The sequence below is a fragment of the Paraburkholderia azotifigens genome (genome assembly GCF_007995085.1).
GTDB lineage: Bacteria > Pseudomonadota > Gammaproteobacteria > Burkholderiales > Burkholderiaceae > Paraburkholderia > Paraburkholderia azotifigens.
In genome coordinates, this window is the sequence record NZ_VOQS01000005.1 from 1,558,546 (window position 1) to 1,579,356 (window position 20,811).

22 protein-coding genes are annotated in these 20,811 nt (G+C 61.7%); 7 read left to right on the top strand and 15 right to left on the bottom strand.

The window, feature by feature from the left end; genetic code table 11:
* Positions 1–24: 24 nt before the first annotated feature.
* From FRZ40_RS38970 to FRZ40_RS38980, 3 genes are all read left to right on the top strand, one after another.
* Positions 25–1,536, top strand: coding sequence for a sugar ABC transporter ATP-binding protein (locus FRZ40_RS38970; protein ID WP_028370169.1), 1,512 nt, complete (start codon positions 25–27; stop codon positions 1,534–1,536).
* A 19-nt stretch (positions 1,537–1,555) separates the two neighbouring features.
* Positions 1,556–2,581 carry an ABC transporter permease gene (locus FRZ40_RS38975; RefSeq protein WP_028370168.1) on the top strand — a complete coding sequence of 342 codons (1,026 nt, stop codon included), beginning with the start codon at positions 1,556–1,558 and terminating at the stop codon, positions 2,579–2,581.
* Between the two features lie 97 nt (positions 2,582–2,678).
* A complete protein-coding gene (locus FRZ40_RS38980; protein WP_028370167.1) occupies positions 2,679–3,620 on the top strand; it encodes an ABC transporter substrate-binding protein in 942 nt (313 codons plus the stop codon).
* Between the two features lie 67 nt (positions 3,621–3,687).
* Here the strand turns inward: FRZ40_RS38980 and FRZ40_RS38985 are convergent, their stop codons facing one another.
* Entirely contained in the window at positions 3,688–4,653 is a 966-nt protein-coding gene (locus tag FRZ40_RS38985) for a GlxA family transcriptional regulator (RefSeq protein WP_147237805.1), read from the bottom strand.
* 109 nt (positions 4,654–4,762) lie between these two features.
* Here FRZ40_RS38985 and FRZ40_RS38990 point away from each other — a divergent pair, with 109 nt between their 5' ends.
* Positions 4,763–5,056 carry a hypothetical protein gene (locus tag FRZ40_RS38990; protein WP_147237808.1) on the top strand — a complete coding sequence of 98 codons (294 nt, stop codon included), beginning with the start codon at positions 4,763–4,765 and terminating at the stop codon, positions 5,054–5,056.
* Positions 5,057–5,113: 57 nt separating this feature from the next.
* Here the strand turns inward: FRZ40_RS38990 and FRZ40_RS38995 are convergent, their stop codons facing one another.
* Positions 5,114–5,581, bottom strand: coding sequence for a nucleoside deaminase (locus FRZ40_RS38995; RefSeq protein WP_147237809.1), 468 nt, complete (start codon positions 5,579–5,581; stop codon positions 5,114–5,116).
* A gap of 87 nt (positions 5,582–5,668) precedes the next feature.
* Positions 5,669–7,372 (bottom strand): methyl-accepting chemotaxis protein, encoded by a 1,704-nt coding sequence (locus FRZ40_RS39000; RefSeq protein WP_147237811.1) that lies wholly within the window; start codon positions 7,370–7,372, stop codon positions 5,669–5,671.
* A gap of 151 nt (positions 7,373–7,523) precedes the next feature.
* On the opposite strand from FRZ40_RS39000, the gene FRZ40_RS39005 reads away from it, so the two are divergent.
* Positions 7,524–7,871, top strand: a complete 348-nt coding sequence (locus FRZ40_RS39005; RefSeq protein ID WP_147238540.1) for a GFA family protein — start codon at positions 7,524–7,526, stop codon at positions 7,869–7,871.
* Positions 7,872–8,043: 172 nt separating this feature from the next.
* On the opposite strand, the gene FRZ40_RS39010 is transcribed toward FRZ40_RS39005, so the two are convergent.
* The 7 genes from FRZ40_RS39010 to sdhC form a co-directional block, all read right to left on the bottom strand.
* On the bottom strand, positions 8,044–9,369 hold the full coding sequence (locus FRZ40_RS39010) for an epoxide hydrolase family protein (RefSeq protein ID WP_147237813.1): 1,326 nt from the start codon (positions 9,367–9,369) through the stop codon (positions 8,044–8,046).
* 670 nt (positions 9,370–10,039) lie between these two features.
* Positions 10,040–11,599 carry a methyl-accepting chemotaxis protein gene (locus FRZ40_RS39015; RefSeq protein ID WP_147237815.1) on the bottom strand — a complete coding sequence of 520 codons (1,560 nt, stop codon included), beginning with the start codon at positions 11,597–11,599 and terminating at the stop codon, positions 10,040–10,042.
* A gap of 233 nt (positions 11,600–11,832) precedes the next feature.
* On the bottom strand, positions 11,833–12,102 hold the full coding sequence (locus FRZ40_RS39020) for an FAD assembly factor SdhE (protein WP_147237817.1): 270 nt from the start codon (positions 12,100–12,102) through the stop codon (positions 11,833–11,835).
* A gap of 84 nt (positions 12,103–12,186) precedes the next feature.
* Complete coding sequence (locus FRZ40_RS39025) at positions 12,187–12,891, bottom strand: succinate dehydrogenase iron-sulfur subunit (RefSeq protein ID WP_028370158.1); 705 nt, start codon at positions 12,889–12,891, stop codon at positions 12,187–12,189.
* A 35-nt stretch (positions 12,892–12,926) separates the two neighbouring features.
* The gene (sdhA, locus tag FRZ40_RS39030; protein WP_147237819.1) at positions 12,927–14,702 is read right to left on the bottom strand and encodes a succinate dehydrogenase flavoprotein subunit; all 1,776 of its coding nucleotides are present in this window, start codon (positions 14,700–14,702) and stop codon (positions 12,927–12,929) included.
* Between the two features lie 4 nt (positions 14,703–14,706).
* Positions 14,707–15,075 (bottom strand): succinate dehydrogenase, hydrophobic membrane anchor protein, encoded by a 369-nt coding sequence (gene sdhD, locus FRZ40_RS39035; RefSeq protein ID WP_028370156.1) that lies wholly within the window; start codon positions 15,073–15,075, stop codon positions 14,707–14,709.
* A gap of 3 nt (positions 15,076–15,078) precedes the next feature.
* The gene (gene sdhC / locus FRZ40_RS39040) at positions 15,079–15,495 is read right to left on the bottom strand and encodes a succinate dehydrogenase, cytochrome b556 subunit (protein WP_147237820.1); all 417 of its coding nucleotides are present in this window, start codon (positions 15,493–15,495) and stop codon (positions 15,079–15,081) included.
* A 197-nt stretch (positions 15,496–15,692) separates the two neighbouring features.
* Between sdhC and FRZ40_RS39045 the strand changes: the two genes are divergently transcribed.
* Positions 15,693–16,589 carry a LysR family transcriptional regulator gene (locus tag FRZ40_RS39045; RefSeq protein WP_147237822.1) on the top strand — a complete coding sequence of 299 codons (897 nt, stop codon included), beginning with the start codon at positions 15,693–15,695 and terminating at the stop codon, positions 16,587–16,589.
* 28 nt (positions 16,590–16,617) lie between these two features.
* Here FRZ40_RS39045 and FRZ40_RS39050 read toward each other — a convergent pair whose 3' ends face one another.
* Complete coding sequence (locus FRZ40_RS39050; RefSeq protein WP_147237824.1) at positions 16,618–17,256, bottom strand: LysE family translocator; 639 nt, start codon at positions 17,254–17,256, stop codon at positions 16,618–16,620.
* A gap of 107 nt (positions 17,257–17,363) precedes the next feature.
* Between FRZ40_RS39050 and FRZ40_RS39055 the strand changes: the two genes are divergently transcribed.
* Complete coding sequence (locus FRZ40_RS39055; RefSeq protein ID WP_028367210.1) at positions 17,364–18,215, top strand: LysR substrate-binding domain-containing protein; 852 nt, start codon at positions 17,364–17,366, stop codon at positions 18,213–18,215.
* A gap of 10 nt (positions 18,216–18,225) precedes the next feature.
* Here the strand turns inward: FRZ40_RS39055 and FRZ40_RS39060 are convergent, their stop codons facing one another.
* From FRZ40_RS39060 to FRZ40_RS39075, 4 genes are all read right to left on the bottom strand, one after another.
* Positions 18,226–18,804: an NnrU family protein gene (locus tag FRZ40_RS39060; protein ID WP_147237826.1), complete on the bottom strand. Its 579-nt coding sequence runs from the start codon at positions 18,802–18,804 to the stop codon at positions 18,226–18,228.
* Between the two features lie 300 nt (positions 18,805–19,104).
* Entirely contained in the window at positions 19,105–19,830 is a 726-nt protein-coding gene (locus tag FRZ40_RS39065; RefSeq protein WP_051446403.1) for a GGDEF domain-containing protein, read from the bottom strand.
* A gap of 1 nt (position 19,831) precedes the next feature.
* Positions 19,832–20,227 carry a DUF1987 domain-containing protein gene (locus FRZ40_RS39070; protein ID WP_028367213.1) on the bottom strand — a complete coding sequence of 132 codons (396 nt, stop codon included), beginning with the start codon at positions 20,225–20,227 and terminating at the stop codon, positions 19,832–19,834.
* Between the two features lie 18 nt (positions 20,228–20,245).
* Positions 20,246–20,809, bottom strand: coding sequence for a SiaB family protein kinase (locus tag FRZ40_RS39075; RefSeq protein ID WP_147237828.1), 564 nt, complete (start codon positions 20,807–20,809; stop codon positions 20,246–20,248).
* Positions 20,810–20,811: the final 2 nt, after the last annotated feature.

Here is a 20,811-nt window from a genome sequence, read left to right on the forward strand (position 1 = left end):
TTTTTCTCGCATCATTGCCACGCCATGACACCGCTCATTTCCGTCAACCGGCTCAGCAAGAGCTTTCCCGGCGTGAGGGCGCTGCACGAAGTGCAGTTCGAACTCATGGCGGGTGAAGTGCATGCGCTGATGGGCGAGAACGGCGCGGGCAAGTCGACGCTGATGAAAATTCTCGCGGGCGTCTACACGCGCGATTCCGGCGAGATTCTCTACGACGGCAAGCCCGTCGACTTCACCAGCCCGGGTGAGGCGCAAGCACTCGGAATCGGCATCATTCATCAGGAACTTCAACTGATGAATCATCTGACCGTCGCGCAGAATATGTTCATCGGCCGCGAGCCGCGCGGTCGTCTCGGCCTGTTTCTCGACGAAGACCGGCTCAACGCGCAGGCACGCGAAATCCTCGCGCGAATGCACGTAAATCTCGATCCGCGTACCGTCGTCGGTTCGCTCACGGTTGCGAGCCAGCAGATGGTCGAGATTGCAAAGGCGTTGTCGTTCGACTCGCGCGTGCTGATCATGGACGAGCCGACCTCCGCGCTCAACGACGCGGAAATCGCCGAACTCTTCCGCATCATCCGGCAACTGAAGCAACGCGGTGTCGGCATCATCTACATCTCGCACAAGATGGATGAGCTCAAGCAGATTTCCGACCGCGTCACCGTGTTGCGCGACGGCGAATACGTGGCCACTGTCGGGACGGCCGAAACCAGCGTGCCCGTCATCATCGGCATGATGGTGGGACGAAAGCTCGCGGACGTCGAGCCTCATCAGAATACGCCCACTGCCGGCGACGTTGCGCTCGAAGTAAAGAACCTGAGTGCCGGCCCTCTCGTCAGGAACGTGAGCTTCACGCTGCGCAAAGGCGAGATATTAGGCTTTGCGGGTTTGATGGGCGCGGGCCGCACGGAAGTCGCGCGCGCGGTATTCGGCGCCGATCCCATCGAATCCGGCGAGATCTTCGTGAAAGGCACGCGGGCGCAGATCAAACGCCCCAGCGACGCGGTCCGGCACAGCATCGGCTATCTGTCCGAAGACCGCAAACGCTTCGGTCTTGCGACGGGCATGGACGTCGAATCGAACATCGTCATGTCGGACCTTGGCAAATTCCTGTCGCTGAATATCTTTCTTCGCCGCATGCAGATACGCAAGCGCGCTTCGCATTTCATCAATCTGCTCGCGATCCGCACGCCTTCGCCGACACAACCGGTGCGGCTGCTGTCGGGCGGCAACCAGCAGAAGATCGTCATCGCGAAGTGGCTGGAGCGCGATTGCGACGTGCTGTTCTTCGACGAGCCGACGCGCGGCATCGATGTCGGCGCGAAAAGCGAAATCTACAAGCTGCTGCGCGCGCTCGCTGCGCAAGGCAAGGCGATCGTGATGATCTCGTCGGAATTACCGGAAATCCTGCGCATGAGCGACCGGATCGTGGTGATGTGCGAAGGCCGTATCACTGGCGAACTCTCCGCCAGCGAAGCGACGCAAGAGCGCATCATGCACCTCGCGACACAGCGCGACAACCTGAAAGCGGCATGAGCCTCGAGAGGTCAGAGCAATGACACTGCAATCGGATACTGCGGCGCTGTCAAACGAAAGACGGTCGTCGGGATTCAAAGCCCGGCTCTTCTCGCCGACGGCGTTGCAAAAGCTGCTCGCCTTCGCGAGCCTGATTCTGCTGCTGATCTTCTTTAGTTTTGCATCGCCCGCATTCATGCAGATGGACAACATCCTCGGCATTTTGCAGGCCACAGCTGTGAACGGCGTGCTCGCCATCGCGAGTACTTTTGTCATTATCACGGGCGGCATCGATCTGTCCGTCGGTACGTTAATGACATTTACCGCCGTGATTTGCGGCGTCTTTCTCACGTACTGGCATCTGCCGATGTGGATCGGCGTAGTCGCGGCAATCGCGACGGGTGCATTGTGCGGCACGATCTCGGGCACGCTGACGGCGAAGATGAAGATTCCGCCCTTCATTGCGACGTTGGGCATGATGCTGCTGCTCAAAGGTCTGTCGCTCGTCGTGTCGGCCGACAAACCGATCTACTTCACCGACACCGAGAACTTCTACATGATCTCGCAGGACTCGCTGATCGCGTACTTCCTGCCGAGCGTGCCCGTGCCGAACGCGGTGCTCATTCTCTTCGTGCTCGCCATCGCGAGTTCGATCACGCTCAATCGCACGGCGCTGGGGCGCTATACGTTCGCGCTCGGCAGCAATGAAGAAGCCGTGCGGTTGTCGGGTGTGAATGTCGACCGCTGGAAGATCGCGATTTACGGCCTCGGCGGCGCAATTTGCGGCGTCGCCGGTTTGCTGATCGCGTCGCGCCTCAATTCGGCACAACCGGCGCTCGGCCAGGGCTACGAACTGGAAGCGATTGCGGCTGTCGTGATCGGCGGCACGTCGCTGAGCGGCGGCTCCGGCACGATACTTGGCACCATCATCGGTGCGTTCATCATGAGCGTGCTGACCAACGGATTGCGCATCATGTCGGTCGCGCAGGAATGGCAGATCGTGGTGACAGGTCTCATCATCATCCTCGCGGTGTACGCCGACATCTTGCGACGCAGGAAGCGCTAGGCGTCATTGCGCGGAAGTAGAACATCAAAGACGGGAGAGTACCGCAAGGCTCTCTCAACGGCTGGAGGTCGATAGCCCACCTTAGGAGGAGAAAACCATGTTGAAAAGAAGACTAATCGGTATTGCGATCGGTGTCGGGGCGCTCGCTGGCGCAAGCAGTTTGACTTACGCGGAGGAACCCTACATCCCCCTCATTTCGAAAGGCTTCCAGCATCAGTTCTGGCAAGCCGTCAAATCGGGCGCGGAGCAATCCGCAAAGGAGCACAACGTCCGCATCACGTTCGAAGGACCTGAAACGGAGGCGATGGTCGACAAGCAGATCGACATGCTGTCGGCCGCGCTCGCGAAGAAGCCGCAAGCGCTCGGCATCGCCGCGCTCGACAGCAAGGCGGCCATTCCGCTGCTCAAGCGCGCCCAGTCCGGCAAGATTCCCGTTATCGCATTCGACTCGGGCGTCGACAGCGATATTCCGCTGACGACATGCGCAACGGACAACCTCGCAGCCGCCGCGCTCGCCGCCGACAAGATGGCGGAGATGATCGGCAATTCAGGCGAAGTCGGCGTCATCGTGCACGACCAGACGAGCCGCACGGGTATCGACCGGCGCGACGGCTTCCTGAACGAAATGAAGTCGAAGCATCCGAACGTGAAGATCGTTTCCGTGCAGTACGGCGGCGGCGATCACCTGAAGTCGGCGGAAATCGCCAAGGCCATGATCCAGGCCAATCCGAACCTCAAGGGCATTTTCGGCGCCAATGAAGGCTCGGCAGAAGGCGCGGCAATCGGTGTCAAGGAGTCGGGCAAGAAGCTCGTGCTGATTGGCTATGACTCGGGCAAGGAACAGAAAGAGGACATCACCTCCGGCCTGATGGCGGGCGCGATTACGCAGAACCCGGTCGGCATAGGCAAATGCGTGGTCGATTCGGCTGTGAAGGCGCTCAAGGGCGAGAAGCTGCCGAAAAAAGTCGATACCGGCTTTTACTGGTACGACAAGACGAACATGAGCGATCCAAAGATCTCTGCTGTACTTTACGACTAGGCATCATCCGGTAAAGGAGAGAGCTTGCATTGCTCTCTCCTTTATCGCGCATCGCCAACGTTTTCTGCTAGCGCAGATCCGCGCGCAATTCCCTCACGCCCCGTCCCAACCGCTGACGCAACAGCGTTCGCAGCGTCGCGCCGTCGACGTATCCGACTTCCGTCGCAATCGCTTCGAGATCGAGCCCACTGCCATGCAGCAGCGATTGCGCGCGCTCGACACGCAAGTCCTGAAAGTACGCGAGCGGCGATTTGCCGAGCACTTCCTGGCAACGGCGCTGCAACGTGCGTGCGCTGGTCGCCAATGCGTTAGCCGCTACCTGCAGCGAGAAGCCTTCCTTCAGATGATCGCGCGCCCATCGCTCGAAACGCTGGATCAGCGGGTCCGCTGCCGCGAGATGATTGGGAATGATGTAAGGCGCCTGCAGCGAACGGATATCGGCGAGCAGGTAACGCGAGACGAGCGTCGCGAGTTCCGGACTCGCCTTGCGGATCAGCCACAGCGCGAGATCGAGATGCCCCATCGCCGCGCCCGCCGTCACGCCGATGTCGGTGGCGACCAGCATGCGCGATTCATCGAGCGAAACGTTCGGATAACGCTGCCTGAAAAGCGGCGCAAGCGACCACGTCGACGTCGCCTTCCGATGATCGAGCAGGCCCGCCTCGGCGACCAGGAACGTGCCGATACACGATGCGGCAATCAACGCGCCTTCGGCACGCCACTTCTGCAATTGCACGGTGGCCTGCTTTACGTCAGCGCGCGAGAGCGCGGGAATCAGCAAGTCCGGCGTCGTCGCGTTGAGCGCGGGAACGATCACCCAGTCGGGTTTCAGGTCCGGCGTGATCGGCTGCACGGGAATCGTGAAGCCGTGCCCGGAGCGCACTCTCTTACGCACCCCGACGACCGTCACGTCGAAGCGCGGTGTGGCGCCCGGCAGGCGGGCAGCGAGCCTGTTCGCGGCGCCGAGCGAATCGAGCGTGACGGCGAGCCCCGTATCGAACAGTCCATCCATTGCGAGCACGACGATGCGCATGGCGTAAATGACCCTAAAGTTGTCATATACGACGATACAGGTTTCTCCGTCCGACGACTACATTGAGCTCCGTCGCGCAACATCGCGCGCCACCCACCAGGAGAGTTTCATGAAAGTCATCGCCATCGCTTCGATCACGCAGCCGCTCACGCCAGAGCAGCGTCAGCAGATCATGCCGAACGAAGTGCCCGCCACGCTCAAGCTGTATCTCGACGGCAAGATCGAACAGTTCTGGTACCGCCAGGACGCGCCGGGCGTCATCTTTCTGATGAACGTCGAATCCGTCGACGACGCGCAGGCGGCCGTGAACGCCCTGCCGCTCGCAGCGGGCGGCTTTGCGAAGTACCAGCTGATCCCCGTCGGCCCGCTGGCGCCGCTGGGCATGCTGATTCGGAGCCACTAAAGCGCGCAGACGCCGGCGCAATGAAGCCAATGATGTTCAGCGCCGGCGCGCGATTCGCTACGCGCCTTGCCGCGCTTTCCAGCTGGCAAACAGATCCGCGCGCGATTCCAGTCGAACCGGCTCGTGACGGATCTTCATCGATTGCTCGGCGAACGGCTTTGCCAGATCGGCATAGACGGCCGCGGTCGACAGGCCATAAGGCGCGCCGTCTTCATTCGAATATGCGTAGACGACTTCACCGACGCCCGCCATTCGCATCGCTGCAAGACACATCGGACAGGGATGACCGCTTGCATACACAGTGCAGCCCGCGAGGTTCGGCGAGCCGAGTTTCTGGCTCGCCGCGCGGATCGCGTTCAATTCCGCATGCGAGGTCGGATCGTTCGTGCGCTGGATTTCGTTCACGCCTGTCGCGATGACCGCATCATCCTTGACGATCACCGCGCCGAACGGGCGGCCGCCGCTTTCGACATTGGCATACGCGAGTTCGATGGCTTCGGCGAGATAGCGCTGTTGTGGGGTCATGGGACTGCTCCTGAACCGTCGACTGTGTCGCCATGGAGTATAGGCGGTGAGGTCGAGTCCTCGATAACGCCTTCAAAAGCACACTGCCTAGAACGTCTGCCAGTCCACTTCAGCCGACACGTCGTTGCGAGGCTCGCGCTGCACGACCGCCTTCTTCACAGGCGCCGCTTTCACCGGCAACGGCATCGCGCGCGCCTTCGTTGCAAACGCAGCCTGCTCGCCGCCATCGAGCCGGAACATCGCCACGGCCGCCTTGAGGCTGTCCGCCTGATCGGCCATCGCCTGCGCGGCCGCCGTCGCCTGCTCCACGAGCGCGGCATTCTGCTGCGTCACCTGATCCATCTGCGCAACGGCCGTGTTGACCTGTTCGATACCTGTCGACTGTTCCGTCGACGCCGCGGCGATCTCGCTCATGATGTCCGTCACGCGCTTCACGGAGCGAACGACTTCATCCATCGTCTCGCCCGCGTCGTGCACGAGCGTCGAGCCCGCCGTCACATGCGAAGCGGAGGTTTCGATGAGTTCCTTGATCTCCTTCGCGGCCGCGGCACTGCGTTGCGCAAGCGTGCGGACTTCGCCGGCCACGACGGCAAAACCGCGTCCCTCTTCGCCCGCGCGCGCCGCTTCGACGGCGGCATTGAGCGCGAGGATGTTCGTCTGAAACGCAATGCCTTCGATAACCGAAATGATCTCCGACACGCGCGACGAACTCGACGAGATGTCGTCCATCGTCGCGACGACCTTGCGCACGACGTCGCCGCCCGTGGCCGCCGTCTGCGATGCATTGCTCGCGAGCGTGCTGCCCTGGCGCGCATTCTCGGTGTTCTGCCGGACCGTCGACGTGATTTCTTCCATGCTCGCAGCCGTTTCCTCGAGCGACGCCGCCTGCTCTTCCGTGCGCTGCGACAGATCCGTGTTGCCTTGGGCGATCTCGCGCGCCGCCATGGCAATCGACTCCGCCGCCGTCTTGATGTCGGCGACGATCGACGTGAGGCGCCCGCGCATCTTGTCGAGCGATCCCATCAGGCTGTCCGCATCGCTGTTCGAAAGATCGACCTTGACGGCGAGATTGCCCTGCGCGATCTGCGCGGCGATTTCCTGTGCCGTGCCCGGTTCGCCGCCCAGTTGCCGCAAGATGCTGCGCGTGATCAGCGTGGCCGTGATCAGCGCGAGCGCAATCGATGCCGCGACGATCACCGCGATCAGCACGCGAATACGCGAGTATGTGTCGATGGCGTCCTGCTGCGCGAGCTGATTCGCCTGGTCTTCGTAGTCCGCCAGTTCGACGGCGCGCGCGAGCCATACGCGTTGCGTCGGACGCGCGTTTTCGAGCAGCATCTGCGTAGCAACAATCGTGTCGTTCGCGAGACTGAGTTCGACCACCTTGCTCATCGGCGCGATGGCGGCGGCTTCGTCCTGCTTGAGTGCCGCCATCAGCGCACGCTCGCGCGCGTCGGTGCCCGCTTCTACCGCGAACATCCCGTCGAGCTTCCGATACGCGTCCGCATACAGCTCGCCTTGCTTTGCAAGCCGATCGGCTTCAATGCGCCTGTCGGCCGCAGTCGTGTACAGCACGACGTTGCGCATCGCGATCGCGCGATCCAGTATCGACGCACGCAGCTCGTTGGCAAGGCGCGCCTGCGTTCCGTTGACGCGCGCGATTTCGTCCAGCTTGCCGTTCAGCGCGGAAAGACCATAGAAACTGATTAGCGCTACCGCGAGCAGCAAACCCGTCAACAGACCGAATCCGACGAGCAGGCGCGTCGACACCTTGAATTGGCTCAGCTTCATTGCAGTGGTGCCTTCCTTGTTGGTTACAGCTTGTTTACGGCAGGCCGACGCACGTCTGAAGGTGGCTTTATGTCACACTGCAAATGGAACGTTCGTACGTCGCTGTCATCGCGGCGACATAGGTTCATCATTCACCGACAGGGAGATTGCCATGACGCACAAGGGAAGCTGTCATTGCGGACGCATCGCTTTCGAGGTCGAAGGCGAACCAGCCAGCGTCATGGCCTGCAACTGTTCGATATGTCGGCGCAAAGGCTCGCTGATGTGGTTCGTACCCATCGAGCATCTCCACCTCGCAACGCCCGAGCACGACGCCAGTACCTACATGTTCAACAAGCATGTCATCCGCCACCGCTTCTGTCCCGTATGCGGCATACATACGCACGGTGAAGGCACGGCGCCCGATGGCCGCGCGATGGCGGCCATCAACGTGCGCTGTCTGGAAGATATCGACATCGATGCGTTGCCTGTCACGCACTACGACGGACGATCGCACTGAAGCCGAAGATTACCGAAGCCGACCTGCTGCTTCGCGGATGAAACCGGGCAGCGTCTCGTCCGCCCATGATCCTTTCCTCAGGTCGGGTCCGGTTTGCAATGGGTGACGAATCTTCGCGTGTGTCTTCGGTTCATCGCCTGCGAAGCCATGAAGGCATCCTCATCGTCTTCGTTCAGCGCACCGGACGGAAGCTCGTGCGAACCTCGTCGGTGAACGCTTGCGGCTGCTCCCATGCTGCGAAGTGCCCGCCCTTGGGCAAGCGGTTATAGTGGATCAGCTTCGGATACGCTTTCTCCGTCCAGCTCTTTGGCGCAGCGTAGATTTCATCGGGAAACACGCTGACCGCGACGGGAATGGCAAGATGTTTCGGCGCAAAGAAATTCAGCTTGTTTTCCCAATACAAACGCGCCGACGAAATTCCCGTATTCGTCACCCAGTACAGCGTGACGTTGTCGAGTACATCATCGCGCGACAGCCCCTCTTGTTGACCGTCGAACACGCGCGCGATCATCGCCTGACTGGCGGCGTCGTGATCGAGCATCCATGCGGCAAGACCGATCGGAGAATCTTCGATTCCATACAAGGTCTGCGGACGGTTCGCCATCTCTTGCGCGTAACCCAGACCGTGCTTGTAGAAGTAGTCCAGTTGCTCGAACGCATGCTGCTCGTCGGGTGACAGTCCTGCGGGCGCGGGGTTGCCGTACTTGAGCGCATTCGCAATGTCGTCGGGGACGGTCGCGGGCATGTTCGTGTGAATGGCGAGCAGTTCCGGCGGCGCAAGCAGCGCCATCTGCTCGGTGACGGCATTGCCCCAATCGCCGCCCTGCGCGACATAGCGTGTGTAGCCGAGGCGCTTCATCAGCACGACCCATGCGCGCGCAATGCGCTGAGGATCCCAGCCCGTCGTTGTCGGCTTGCCTGAGAAACCGTAACCAGGCAGCGACGGAATCACGATATCGAATGCATCCGACGCATTCCCGCCGTGTGCCGTCGGATTGGTCAACGGCCCGATGATCTTCAGTTGCTCGATGATCGAACCCGGCCAGCCGTGTGTGACGATCATCGGCAACGCGTCCTTGTTCTTCGAGCGTACGTGAATGAAGTGAATGTCGAGTCCGTCGATTTCCGTGACGTATTGCGGCAGTGCATTGAGCCTCGCTTCGACCTTGCGCCAGTCGTAATTCGTCGACCAGTACTGCGCCAGCTTCTGCATCGTCGCGAGTTGCACGCCTTGCGATGCATCCGTAACGGTCTCGCGTTCAGGCCACCTCGTTGCCTTGATACGTCTGCGCAAATCGGTCAGCTGTGCTTCCGGCACGTGAATGCGCAGTTTGCGGATAGCAGTCTTGTCGCCGCCCGCCGCCGGCGTGACTTCAGTGATGGTCTGAGTCGTTTCTGCAAAAGCGAGCCGGCTCAGCGACGCGGCAGCGACGGCGGCCGCCGCCACGCCGATAAAGCGACGACGTGATGGCACGAGAGGAAGGATATCGTTTTGCATGGAAGCTCCTGTTGGCAAACAGCACGAATAGGTGGAGCGATGAGCGCCGCAGCGAATTGATATCCCGGGCATAAAGTCGTGATGAATGCCCGTCTCAAGCGTTCGTACGTCTGCCACTCGGCAAAGCGCATATCGTCACCGCTTTGCTGCGAACCACGGCTCGCAGCAGGTGAGACGATTATGTGAACGCGGATACATGACGTAAATACCACCAGCGGCACAACACTTGTGATCGCATTGAACAACTTGTGTTGAACGCAGTGCATTGTCTGATTTCTGGCGACGACGGCTTGCGATTCAACTGAAACACAGTAGTGCTATGAACTACACAGACGACACCGAATCAGCGAACGCGGTGCCGTCATCCCGAAGAGAAGGATCTGCTGGTCTCGTGTGATCTTAGCCAGCGTGTCGATGCCATGCAGGGCAGGTGCATCGGGCGCGATCCGCATGGAAACGCGATCTGGATTGAAGACATGACAGATCGACAATATTGTCGGAACCTTGATGCTATTGGCTCGACGCAAAGCTGCATTCAACGCACTGCTTTGGAAAAGTTCTCGGCTTCGAATGAGCGAGAGAGAAAAGCGGGCATCTTTTCTGGCGTGGAAAAGAACTTCCGGATTGTTGCCAGAACAATGCCCGCTGTGAAACGCACGTGCCAAATGCGTTAGAACGCCTTCGCAAGCTTGAACGCCGACACGGCTTCGCGCATCGTTTGAGCCTGGCTTTCCAGCGCGCTTGCGGCTGCCGCAGCCTGCTCGACGAGCGCCGCATTCTGCTGCGTGACCTGATCCATCTGGCTCACCGCATGGCCGACCAGCTCGATGCCATCGCTCTGCTCGGCCGTCGCCGTGGTGATTTCGCCCATGATGCCTGCCACATTCCGCACCGAGCGCACGATCTCCGTCATCGTTGCGCCCGCCTTCGTGACGAGCCCGTTGCCGTTCTCGACATGATCGATCGACGCGCCGATCAGCGCCTTGATTTCACGCGCCGCGCCCGCGCTGCGCTGCGCGAGCGTGCGCACTTCGCCGGCAACGACAGCGAACCCGCGGCCCTGCTCGCCCGCACGCGCGGATTCGACGGCTGCATTCAACGCGAGAATGTTGGTCTGAAAGGCAATGCTATCGATCATGCCGATGATGTCCGCGATCTTGCTCGAGCTTGCGCTGATTTCGGCCATCGTCTGCACGGCGCGCTCGACGACCTCGCCGCCCTGCTGCGCGAGATCGGCGGCATCGGTGGCGAGCTTGTTCGCCTCGCGCGCATGCTCGGCGTTCTGGCGCACGGTGGAAGTCAGTTGCTCCATGCTCGCCGCCGTTTCTTCGAGCGATGCCGACTGCTCTTCGGTGCGGCTCGACAGATCGAGATTGCCCGCCGCGATTTCCCTCGCGGCCGTATTGATCGCTTCGCAGCTTTCCCGCACGCCCGACACCGTGCGCGTGAGACTCGACTGCATGCGGTGCATCGCGGCAAACAGCTGGCCGATCTCGCTCTTGCTCGCTTCCGGCACGCGCACCGTGAGATCGTTCGAAGCGATGCGGTCGAGCACGTCGGCGGCCTGCGCGAGCGGCGTGGTAACCGTGCGTTGCAACACCAGATAGGCGAGCACGATCAGACCAACGGCGATCGCGATGCCGAGCATCACCGTACCGATGATCCACTGAAAGCGCTCGTTGCCGGCTGCCAGCGCATCTTCGGAAAGCTGGTTCGCGAGCTTCTGGAATTTCTCGACGTTCGCCGAGTAGACCTGACCCGACAGCGTGATGTCGCTATCGTTGAGCGTTGCATAAGCGGCCGTGTCGCCGCTGCGCAGCGCGTCGCACGCGCGGTTGAGCGCAGTCGCGAGCTTTGCCGCCGAATCGAGAACCTGCTGCTTGAGCGCCGCGTCGATGCCGTCGAATGCGGGCGCTTTCTCGAACGCCTGCGTTTCGCGCGCCGACAGGTCGAGCGTGCGCTGCGCGCTCTGCAACGCGGAATCGCGCGTCGCCGTGTCGTTGCGTTCCTTGAGCGACGTGTATGCGCGCATCAGCGCCGAACGCGTGCGCGCCGTGTCCTTGTACGCATCGTTGACGAGAATGGTCTGACGCGCCATGTCGCGCAGATTCTGTGCGTTGCCGTTGGTGATCTTCAACGCTCCGATGCCGACCACGCCGCCCAGCAGAATCATCGACGCGAATACCACAAGCAAAGCAAGAAGGCTGGCCCGTACCGTAACGTTGCGCATGCTGATCGATGCCGGCGTGCGCCGGCGATGAGTTGACTGAACCGGTTTAACGGCAGGATCAGGGATACGCTTTAGGTCGCCCGGTATTTTCTGCTGACTTTTATCAAACAAGACACATGCGCGGCGGCATGTAGAGATATCTCGCGTCGGGCTGAGCTTTCGAGGCTCGCCCGAACGCGAGATGAGAGACGAGAGGCGCTGCTTTTGCCGGAATGAAGCTACGCAGCTGCGGGTCACACCGTACGCAGCATCTCCAGCACCCGCCTGACATCCGCGTCGGCGAGGTCGCCTTCCGGTTCCTTGCGTGCGAGCAGCAAGTCCATCAGGTCGTTATCGCTCAGTTCGAGCAGGCGCGTGAGCGCGCCCACGTCCGCATCACTGAGATCATGCTCATATCGGCTGAAAAAACGTTCGAAGATCAGATCGTTTTCCAGCAGGCCGCGCCGCGCACGCCAGCGTAGGCGCGCGCGGCGAAGGGGGTCGGACTGATGTGATTCGTCCATGTCAGTACGCGAAGGGCCGCTCCCGAGCGGACTGACCGCCCCCTCGGGGGCAGCGAACGCCAGAGAGCGTGGGGGTTGTTCATCTCAGACCGTCCGGCGCACCATCAATTCCTTGATCTTGCCGATCGCCTTCGTCGGGTTGAGACCCTTCGGGCACACGTCGACGCAGTTCATGATCGTGTGGCAACGGAACAGACGGTACGGATCTTCCAGGTTGTCCAGCCGCTCGCCCGTCGCCTCGTCGCGGCTGTCCGCGATGAAGCGATAGGCCTGCAGCAGGCCCGCCGGGCCCACGAACTTGTCCGGATTCCACCAGAAGCTCGGGCACGACGTCGAGCAGCTCGCGCACAGAATGCACTCGTACAGCCCGTCGAGCTCGTCGCGCTGTTCCGGCGACTGCAGACGCTCTTTCTCCGGCGGCGGCGTGTCGTTGATCAGGAACGGCTTGATCGAGTGATACTGGTTGAAGAACTGCGTCATGTCGACGATCAGGTCGCGCACCACGGGCAGCCCCGGCAGCGGACGCAGCACGATCTTCTGCGGCAGATCGTTCAGGTTCGTCAGACACGCCAGACCGTTCTTGCCGTTGATGTTCATCGCGTCCGAGCCGCACACGCCCTCGCGGCACGAGCGCCGGAACGACAGCGTCTCGTCCAGTGCCTTGAGCTTCACCAGCGCGTCGAGCAGCATGCGCTCGTGCGAGTCGATCTCGAGCTCGTACGTCTGCATGCGCGGCGCGGCGTCCTTGTCCGGGTCGTAGCGGTAGATTTCGAATGTACGCTTGGCCATTGTGTGGGGTCCTTTGTGCTTTGGAAGCTACGCGCTTAGAAGGTTCGTGCCTTCGGCGGCACCGATTCGACCGTCAGCGGGTTCATGTGCACCGGCTTGTAGTCGAGGCGGTCGCCTTCGCTGTACCACAGCGTATGGCGCAGCCAGTTCTCGTCGTCGCGATGTTCGAAGTCGTTCTGCGCGTGCGCGCCACGGCTTTCCTTGCGCGCCTCGGCCGACACCATCGTCGCGCGCGCCACCTCGATCAGGTTCTCCACTTCGAGCGCTTCCACGCGCGCCGTGTTGAACACCTTCGACTTGTCCTTCAGGTGGATGTTGCCCACACGGGCGGCCACTTCGCGAATGCGCTCGACGCCTTCGGCCAGCAGCGCCGACGTGCGGAACACGCCCGCGTGCTTCTGCATCGTCGAACGGATGTCGTTGGCCACGTTTTGCGCGTATTCGCCCGAGCTCGAGCTGTCGAGCTTCGCCAGACGCGAGAGCGCGAAATCGGCAGCGTCAGCCGGCAGCGGCTTGTGATCCTTGATCTCTTTCACGTGCTTGACGATGTGGTTGCCCGCCGCGCGGCCAAACACCACCAGGTCGAGCAGCGAGTTCGTGCCCAGGCGGTTCGCGCCGTGCACCGACACGCACGAGCATTCGCCCACGGCATAGAAGCCGTTGATCGGGTCTTCGTGGCCCTTGGCCGTACCGACCACCTGACCGTGGATGTTCGTCGGAATGCCGCCCATCTGGTAGTGGATGGTCGGCACGACGGGGATCGGCTCCTTGATGCAGTCGACGTTCGCGAACTTCAGCGCGATTTCGCGGATCGACGGCAGACGCTTCATGATCGTCTCGGCGCCGATGTGCGACAGGTCGAGCAAGACGTGGTCCTTGTTCGGACCCACGCCGCGGCCTTCCTTGATTTCCTGGTCCATCGAGCGCGAGACGAAGTCGCGCGGCGCCAGATCCTTCAGCGTCGGCGCGTAGCGCTCCATGAAGCGCTCGCCGTTCGAGTTGCGCAGAATGCCGCCCTCGCCGCGCACGCCTTCCGTGATCAGCACGCCCGCGCCCGCCACGCCCGTCGGGTGGAATTGCCAGAATTCCATGTCCTCGAGCGGGATGCCCGCGCGGGCGGCCATGCCGAGGCCGTCGCCCGTGTTGATGAACGCATTGGTCGACGCCGCGAAGATCCGGCCCGCGCCGCCCGTGGCGAACAGCGTGGTCTTGCCTTCGAGGATATAGACGTCGCCCGTTTCCATTTCGAGCGCGGTCACGCCGAGCACGTCGCCGTCGGCGTCGCGGATCAGGTCCAGCGCCATCCATTCGACGAAGAACGTGGTCTTCGCCGCGATGTTCTGCTGGTACAGCGTGTGCAGCAGGGCGTGGCCGGTACGGTCGGCGGCCGCGCACGCGCGCTGCACGGGCTTCTCGCCATAGTTCGCCGTGTGGCCGCCGAACGGACGCTGGTAGATCGTGCCGTCCGCGTTGCGGTCGAACGGCATGCCGAAGTGTTCCAGTTCGTAGACGGCGTTCGGTGCTTCGCGGCACATGAACTCGATCGCGTCCTGGTCGCCGAGCCAGTCGGAGCCCTTGATCGTGTCGTAGAAGTGGTAGTGCCAGTTGTCTTCGCTCATGTTGCCGAGCGAGGCGCCGATGCCGCCCTGTGCGGCGACGGTGTGCGAACGCGTCGGGAACACCTTCGAGAGCACGCACACGGAGAGGCCCGCGCGCGCAAGCTGCAGCGAGGCGCGCATCCCCGAGCCGCCCGCGCCGACGATCACCACATCGAACTTGCGACGCGGCAGGGAATTCTTGATTGCAACCATGCTTTTACACTCTCCAGAGAATCTGCGCAGCGTAGCCCGCACACGCGAGCAGCCAGACGATCGTCAGCGCCTGCAGCAGAAGCCGCGTGCCCACGGGCTTGATGTAGTCCATCCAGATGTCGCGCACGCCGACCCACGCGTGATAGAACAGCGACAGCAGCGTGACGAACGTGGCCAGCTTCATCCATTGCGTGGCGAAGATGCCCGCCCAGCCGTCGTAAGAGAATGCCTGCGCGCCGAAGAACCATGCGAGCAGGATGACGGTGTAGACGGCCATGATCACGGCCGTGATGCGCTGCGCGAGCCAGTCGCGCAGACCGTAGTGCGCGCCCACGACGAGGCGCTTCGAGCCAACCCGGTTATTTGCGGACATGTTTTAGAAAGCTCCGAACAGTTTGAGCGCGAAGGCGATCGTCAGGATCGACGACACGGCGAGCACGACCACCGACGTGTTCTTGCCGCGTTCCTTCGTGACGGCGTCGTGGTTCATGTCCATCAGCAGATGGCGCACGCCCGCGCAGAAGTGGAACAGGAACGCCCACGCCAGCACCAGCGTGATCAGCTTGACGATGATGTTGGACAGGAAGCCCTTGAACACCTCGAAGCTCAGTTCCGAAGTCAGGCTCTGGTCGAAGAGGTAAAGCAGGAACGGAAGGAAGATGAACAGCAGCCCGCCGCTCACGCGGTGGAGAATCGACACGCGCCCCGCCAGCGGGAGACGGTATGCCGTCAATATCTGCCCGATACCGATGTTCCGGAATTCCGGCCTCGGTTTTTTCAAAGTGTCAGCCACAAATAGACCCCTTTCGGCATTTCAGAAGAGAAATCACAGGCGCGACGCGTCCTGCTTTCTCCTCTTGACGATTCTTGGGGACGTTATCCGGGGAGACTTCCAGGCGGCGGACCGCGCGATAGCGATATTTTGTCGCGGGACTGTTATACTGTCCAATATCTATCGCGTCTTTCTGAAATAGCTTTTCCATATATCGCATGGAACTGCGCCATATCCGCTACTTTCTCGCCGTCGCTGAAGAGCGCAACGTCACGCGCGCGGCGGAACGGCTGGGCATCGGCCAGCCGCCCCTCAGCCAGCAAATCCACGCGCTCGAAGACGAAATGGGGGTTCGCCTGTTCCGCCGCACGGGGCACGGCGTCGTCCTGACGGAAGCGGGCGAGGCGTTCGCCGCCGACGCCAAGCGCATCCTGCACGACACGCGCCTCGCTGTCGAAAAGGCGCAGAGCGCCGGGCGCGGCGAAATCGGGCAATTCAATATCGGCTTCACGGGCTCGGCGGCTTTCAATCCTGTCGTGTCGAAGCTGATCCGCGCTTACCGGCAGGCCTATCCGAACGTCACGCTGACGCTGGCCGAAGGCAACACGGCGCAACTGCTCGCCTATCTCGACGACGGCCGCGTGGATGTCGCGTTCGTGCGGCTCGGCAGCCAGTCGCCCGCCGGCGTGCAGTTCCATCACATCGCGATAGAACCGATGAAGATCGTGCTGCCCGCCACGCACCGTCTCGCGAAAAAACGCAAGATCATGCTGTCCGAACTCGCGGACGATCCGTTCGTGATGTTGCCGCGAGAAGCGAGCCCTACGCTGCACGATGTGATTGTCGGCGCGTGCAGGGAGGCGGGATTCGAGCCGATTGCGGGTCAGCAGGCGCCGCAACTGTCGTCGGTCGTGAATCTGGTCGCGGCGGAATTCGGTGTTTCGCTGGTGCCCGCTTCCGTGTGCCAGATTCGGGTTGAAGGCGTCGTGTATACGGATGTGCTCGGCAATCCTATTTCGATTCGTCTCGCGCTGGCGTCGAGAATCGAATCGACCCCCGCCAAGACTGCGAACTTTCTTGAGAAGGCGTTGGTGTTCGGTTCTTCTATCGACTAGGCGAAGTCGTCGAGTAGCGGCGCAGCAATCAGGCCACCGCGTTCCAGTGCCACGCACTTAACGCCATCTTCATGCCCAGCGCGAACAGCATCGCGCCCATCACACAGCGTTGAACACCGAGCCAGTTCGGCCGCGTCGAAAGAAATCTCGCAAGACTGCCTGAAAACGTCGCTACTGCCGCGTTGACAGAAGCGAACGCGAAGATCAGCGAAAAGCCCAGCGCCAGCGACTGCCTGAACACGCTGCCGCCGCGGTAGTCGATGAACTGCGGCAGCAACGACAGGAAGATCAGCGCGAGCTTGGGATTGAGCAGACTCGTCGTCGCGCCCATCGCAAACAACCGGCGCAGCTTTTCAATCGACGCCACCTCGATCTGCAACGGCGAGCGCCCGCCCGGCCTGAGCATCTGCCAGGCCAGATACAGCAGGTAGCACGCGCCGCCCATGGCAAGCAGGCGCCCTGCGCCCGGTATCGCGAGAAACAATGTCGTGATTCCAAAAGCGGCGCCGAACATATACGTCAGATAGCCGAGCATTACGCCCGCCAGCGAGATCAGCCCCGCCTTCGTGCCCTGCGCGACCGAGCGCATCATCACGTACACCATGTTGGGTCCGGGCGTGACGGCGAGCATGCCGCCCACTGTGATGAATTCGACCATCGTCCTCATGCGTTGCCTCGCCATCCGTGCAATGCCAGTCACGAATGCAGTATCGGATTGCGCGACAGCTAAGTAAAACGATTTAAACTGAACCGATTATTCAATTTTCCTGAGCGATGAAAAAACTCGATCTCGACGTACTGGAAATGATCGTCGCCGTTGCCGATACGGGTTCGTTTGCGGCCGCTGCGGCGTCGTTGCATCGCACGCCGTCCGCCGTCAGCATGCAGATCAAAACAATCGAGGAGGCGCTCGGCAAGCCGCTTTTCCTGCGGACGACGCGCAACGTCGCATTGACGGAAGACGGCAGAATGCTGGTCGACTATGGCCGGAAGATGCTGGCCATGCGCGAGGAAGCGTGGTCTTCGGTGGTGCGTCCGGAGATTCGCGGCCGCGTCACGATCGGCGTACCCGACGACTACGCGTCGTCATTGCTGCCCACCGTGTTGCGGAAGTTTGCGGTTGCGCATCCGCGCGTGCAGGTTCGCGTGATCGGCATGCCCAGCAGCGCGCTCGTTCCCTTGCTCAAGGACAACACACTCGATCTGGCGTGCATCACGAAGACGCGCGGCATCGCGGGTGAATCGATCCGCGCGGAGCCGATGGTATGGGCGGGCGCGCGCGGCAATCAGCAGATCTGGAAAGAGCGGCCGCTGCCCATCGCCGTGTTCGCGCCGGGCAGCACCGCTCGCGCGCATGCAATCGGCGCGCTGCAGCAGGCCAACATTCGCTACCGCATGTCGTACGAAAGCCCGAGCCTTTTGGGCCTGATCTGCATGGTCGAGGCGGGTCTTGCCGTCGCGCCGCTCGCGCGTTGCAGCGTGCCGGCGCATCTCGCGCAACTCGGCGAGGCGGAAGGCTTGCCGCCCATGGCTCCCCTCGAAGTCGTGCTGGCGCGCAGCGCCCGTTCAGCCCGGCCGCCGTGCGATTTCCTCGCCGATCAGATGCTGGCGGATCTGCGATCCTGAGGCAAGCGTGTCATCCGAACGGTTTCACGCCGATCAGCCAGCCATGAAGAAAGAACACGAACGCCACCCAGAGCAAGACACCCGCGACGACGGGCATCACATCGCGTGACAGTGTCCCCTTCGGATAGACCACGCCTTCGGCGCGATCGCGCCGCCGCGCCGCCGCGTAATCCAGTACCGCCCACACGAGAAATGCACCGAACAGCACGACGGCGTTCAGCATGCCATTTGCAATCAGATGCCCAAATGCCCACAAACCGACGCCTGCCGTCATCGGATGCTTGACTATCGTCTTGAAGTGATTGCCCGGCGCGTGCGCTGCGGGAAAGAGAATGAACGCGATCAGCGTCAGGAGGCTTGTGAGATGCGGTGCCCACACGGGCGGCGCCCAGAGCACGACGGGCTCGCGCCGCGCGATGCCGTATCCCCAGATGATCAGCACCAACCCGATCAGCGACACGACCGAATAAGCCGCTTTCCAGTTCTTCTCGCCCATCCGCGCAATGCGCGCCTTGCGCCAGTCTTCGGCAAAGATGCGGACCGAATGACCGCCCAGGAAGATCACCAACCCCAGTATCAGTATCGACATGAAGGCTCCTCGTGACAGATGTCGCCGGATGGACACGATTGTCCCGCATGATGCCGGCTGTGCCAATATCGCGACGCCATGCGCACTGCCATATTCGTGTTGATCGCGTCGGTGGCGGCACATGCGCCTTGGGTCGGCCTCGCGGCGACATTCGCGATCGCCGCAGGCGTTGCACTAGCCGTGACGCTTTTCGGACTCGGCGCCGTGGGTGCGAACCGCTTCATCATGACGCGCGCGTTTCACCTGCGCTCGAAGATCAAGGCATCGCAACGCGTCGTTGCCATCGCAGGCGCGCTGCTGTTACGCATTGGCGAATTCCACGCGGTTCCGTCCGCCACGCTTCGCGCGATAGAGCGCGGCATCGGCGAGACCGTATGCGGTATCGAAAGTCGTTCCCGGCGGATTTGCGCTGACGCCGAAGCTGGCCGTGATGCGTCGATCGACGGGCGCCGCAAACACATGACGGCTGATCGCTTCGCGCATCTTCTCGGCTTGCCGCAGTGCTTCAGCCGGCTCATGCGCGGGCAGCAGCACCGTGAATTCTTCTCCGCCCACGCGGCCGATAAAGCCCCGCTCGCCGACGATACGCCGCAAACATTCGACGATCCCCATGATCACGGCATCGCCTGCCGGATGACCGAAATCGTCGTTGACCCGTTTGAATTCGTCGATGTCGAGAATGATCATCACGGCGCTGTCATGACGCAGCGCTTTCGTGGTCCGCTCGATCACGGCGCTGCGGTTGAACACGCCCGTCAGCGCGTCATGCGTCGCACGATGCGCGAGCTGCTGCGCAAGCGCCTGCATCTCGCGTTCGGCGCGATCGCTGCGGCCGATCAGCCGGCGCGTCTCGCGCATCAGCCGCTCGAAGTGCGCAATGAGTTCGCCCAATGACTGGCGATAGTCGCCGGCATCCGCATCGACGGCCGTATGTATCGCGCGCGCCTTCTCGAGCGCCTCATTCTCGTTCTGGAACAGATCGGGCGCGTCGCTCACAGGCGCGTACAACGTGGAGATCGGGGGCACCTTATTGTCCTTGGTGAGAGACGGGGCGGTCGGTGAATTCGATCGCGTGGAAATCGGCTTTCAGTTCTTCGCCGAATTCGGCAATCGTTTCGTCTTCTTCGTCGCGATACCAGTTCATCAGCACGCGGCTGCCCGACTGCGCGGCCTCGTCCAGCGCGTCGAACACGCTGAACAGCATCTTCGTGCTGGAGCTGTTGAAGTAGGTCAGCACGACATCGACGGTAATCACGGCCCCCGTCGATTCAGCAAGGTACTGACGCAACTGTTCGATCACGGGTGCGTAGAAAGCCGCCGCGTTCTCGGGATACGACTCGCCCCTGAGCAGCAGCTGATGCTCGTCGAACTTGAAATCGACTTCCGGCGACGTCGCCGTCGCGGCAATGTAGAGATTGTCCATAGCTCGTGCCTTTTATACTCAGATGATGGCCTTGAGGCAAAACAGCGTGGTTCCGGGTTCGTCGGCACGCGGATGAAAAGCGAATTCGAGCGGTGCGCTTGCATCGCGCGCCATCGTCAGAAAACCCAGACCCGCGCCCTTGCTTTCCTCGGGCGTATCGGCTCGCAGCGAAACCTTGTAGGCCTGCTTGATCTCTTCCACCGACATGCTGCGCAACGGCTCCAGCTTGTTGCGCAGCCCCTCGACGTCAGCCGTTGCGACGGGATTGACGCACATCATCAGATGCCGCTCGCCGTCGGTCGTGATGCACACCGCGCCTTCGCGAATCGAGCCGCCGCCTTCGTTGTCGGGCTGAAGCGAGTCGGACGAATAATGGACGATGTTCTGCGACAGTTCGACAAACGACGAAAACAGTTTGCGGCGGGTCGGTCCGCTCACGCCCGCAATTTCCAGCTGCAACTTGACGACCTCGCCCATCGCCGCGACGATGTTATGGGAGAAGTAGCCCTTGTGATAGAAGAGCACGTTACGCCGCTGCGCCAGTTCGAAAAAAGCGCGGTCTTGTTCGAGTAGTTGAGACATGC

Bases quoted from the DNA above. Each gene is read 5' to 3' on its own strand.
- FRZ40_RS38970 (WP_028370169.1), top strand. From the start codon at position 25: ATGACACCGCTCATTTCCGTCAACCGGCTCAGCAAGAGCTTTCCCGGC.
- FRZ40_RS38975 (WP_028370168.1), top strand. From the start codon at position 1,556: ATGACACTGCAATCGGATACTGCGGCGCTGTCAAACGAAAGACGGTCG.
- FRZ40_RS38980 (WP_028370167.1), top strand. From the start codon at position 2,679: ATGTTGAAAAGAAGACTAATCGGTATTGCGATCGGTGTCGGGGCGCTC.
- FRZ40_RS38985 (WP_147237805.1), bottom strand. From the start codon at position 4,653: ATGCGCATCGTCGTGCTCGCAATGGATGGACTGTTCGATACGGGGCTC.
- FRZ40_RS38990 (WP_147237808.1), top strand. From the start codon at position 4,763: ATGAAAGTCATCGCCATCGCTTCGATCACGCAGCCGCTCACGCCAGAG.
- FRZ40_RS38995 (WP_147237809.1), bottom strand. From the start codon at position 5,581: ATGACCCCACAACAGCGCTATCTCGCCGAAGCCATCGAACTCGCGTAT.
- FRZ40_RS39000 (WP_147237811.1), bottom strand. From the start codon at position 7,372: ATGAAGCTGAGCCAATTCAAGGTGTCGACGCGCCTGCTCGTCGGATTC.
- FRZ40_RS39005 (WP_147238540.1), top strand. From the start codon at position 7,524: ATGACGCACAAGGGAAGCTGTCATTGCGGACGCATCGCTTTCGAGGTC.
- FRZ40_RS39010 (WP_147237813.1), bottom strand. From the start codon at position 9,369: ATGCAAAACGATATCCTTCCTCTCGTGCCATCACGTCGTCGCTTTATC.
- FRZ40_RS39015 (WP_147237815.1), bottom strand. From the start codon at position 11,599: ATGCGCAACGTTACGGTACGGGCCAGCCTTCTTGCTTTGCTTGTGGTA.
- FRZ40_RS39020 (WP_147237817.1), bottom strand. From the start codon at position 12,102: ATGGACGAATCACATCAGTCCGACCCCCTTCGCCGCGCGCGCCTACGC.
- FRZ40_RS39025 (WP_028370158.1), bottom strand. From the start codon at position 12,891: ATGGCCAAGCGTACATTCGAAATCTACCGCTACGACCCGGACAAGGAC.
- sdhA (WP_147237819.1), bottom strand. From the start codon at position 14,702: ATGGTTGCAATCAAGAATTCCCTGCCGCGTCGCAAGTTCGATGTGGTG.
- sdhD (WP_028370156.1), bottom strand. From the start codon at position 15,075: ATGTCCGCAAATAACCGGGTTGGCTCGAAGCGCCTCGTCGTGGGCGCG.
- FRZ40_RS39045 (WP_147237822.1), top strand. From the start codon at position 15,693: ATGGAACTGCGCCATATCCGCTACTTTCTCGCCGTCGCTGAAGAGCGC.
- FRZ40_RS39050 (WP_147237824.1), bottom strand. From the start codon at position 17,256: ATGAGGACGATGGTCGAATTCATCACAGTGGGCGGCATGCTCGCCGTC.
- FRZ40_RS39055 (WP_028367210.1), top strand. From the start codon at position 17,364: ATGAAAAAACTCGATCTCGACGTACTGGAAATGATCGTCGCCGTTGCC.
- FRZ40_RS39060 (WP_147237826.1), bottom strand. From the start codon at position 18,804: ATGTCGATACTGATACTGGGGTTGGTGATCTTCCTGGGCGGTCATTCG.
- FRZ40_RS39070 (WP_028367213.1), bottom strand. From the start codon at position 20,227: ATGGACAATCTCTACATTGCCGCGACGGCGACGTCGCCGGAAGTCGAT.
- FRZ40_RS39075 (WP_147237828.1), bottom strand. From the start codon at position 20,809: ATGTCTCAACTACTCGAACAAGACCGCGCTTTTTTCGAACTGGCGCAG.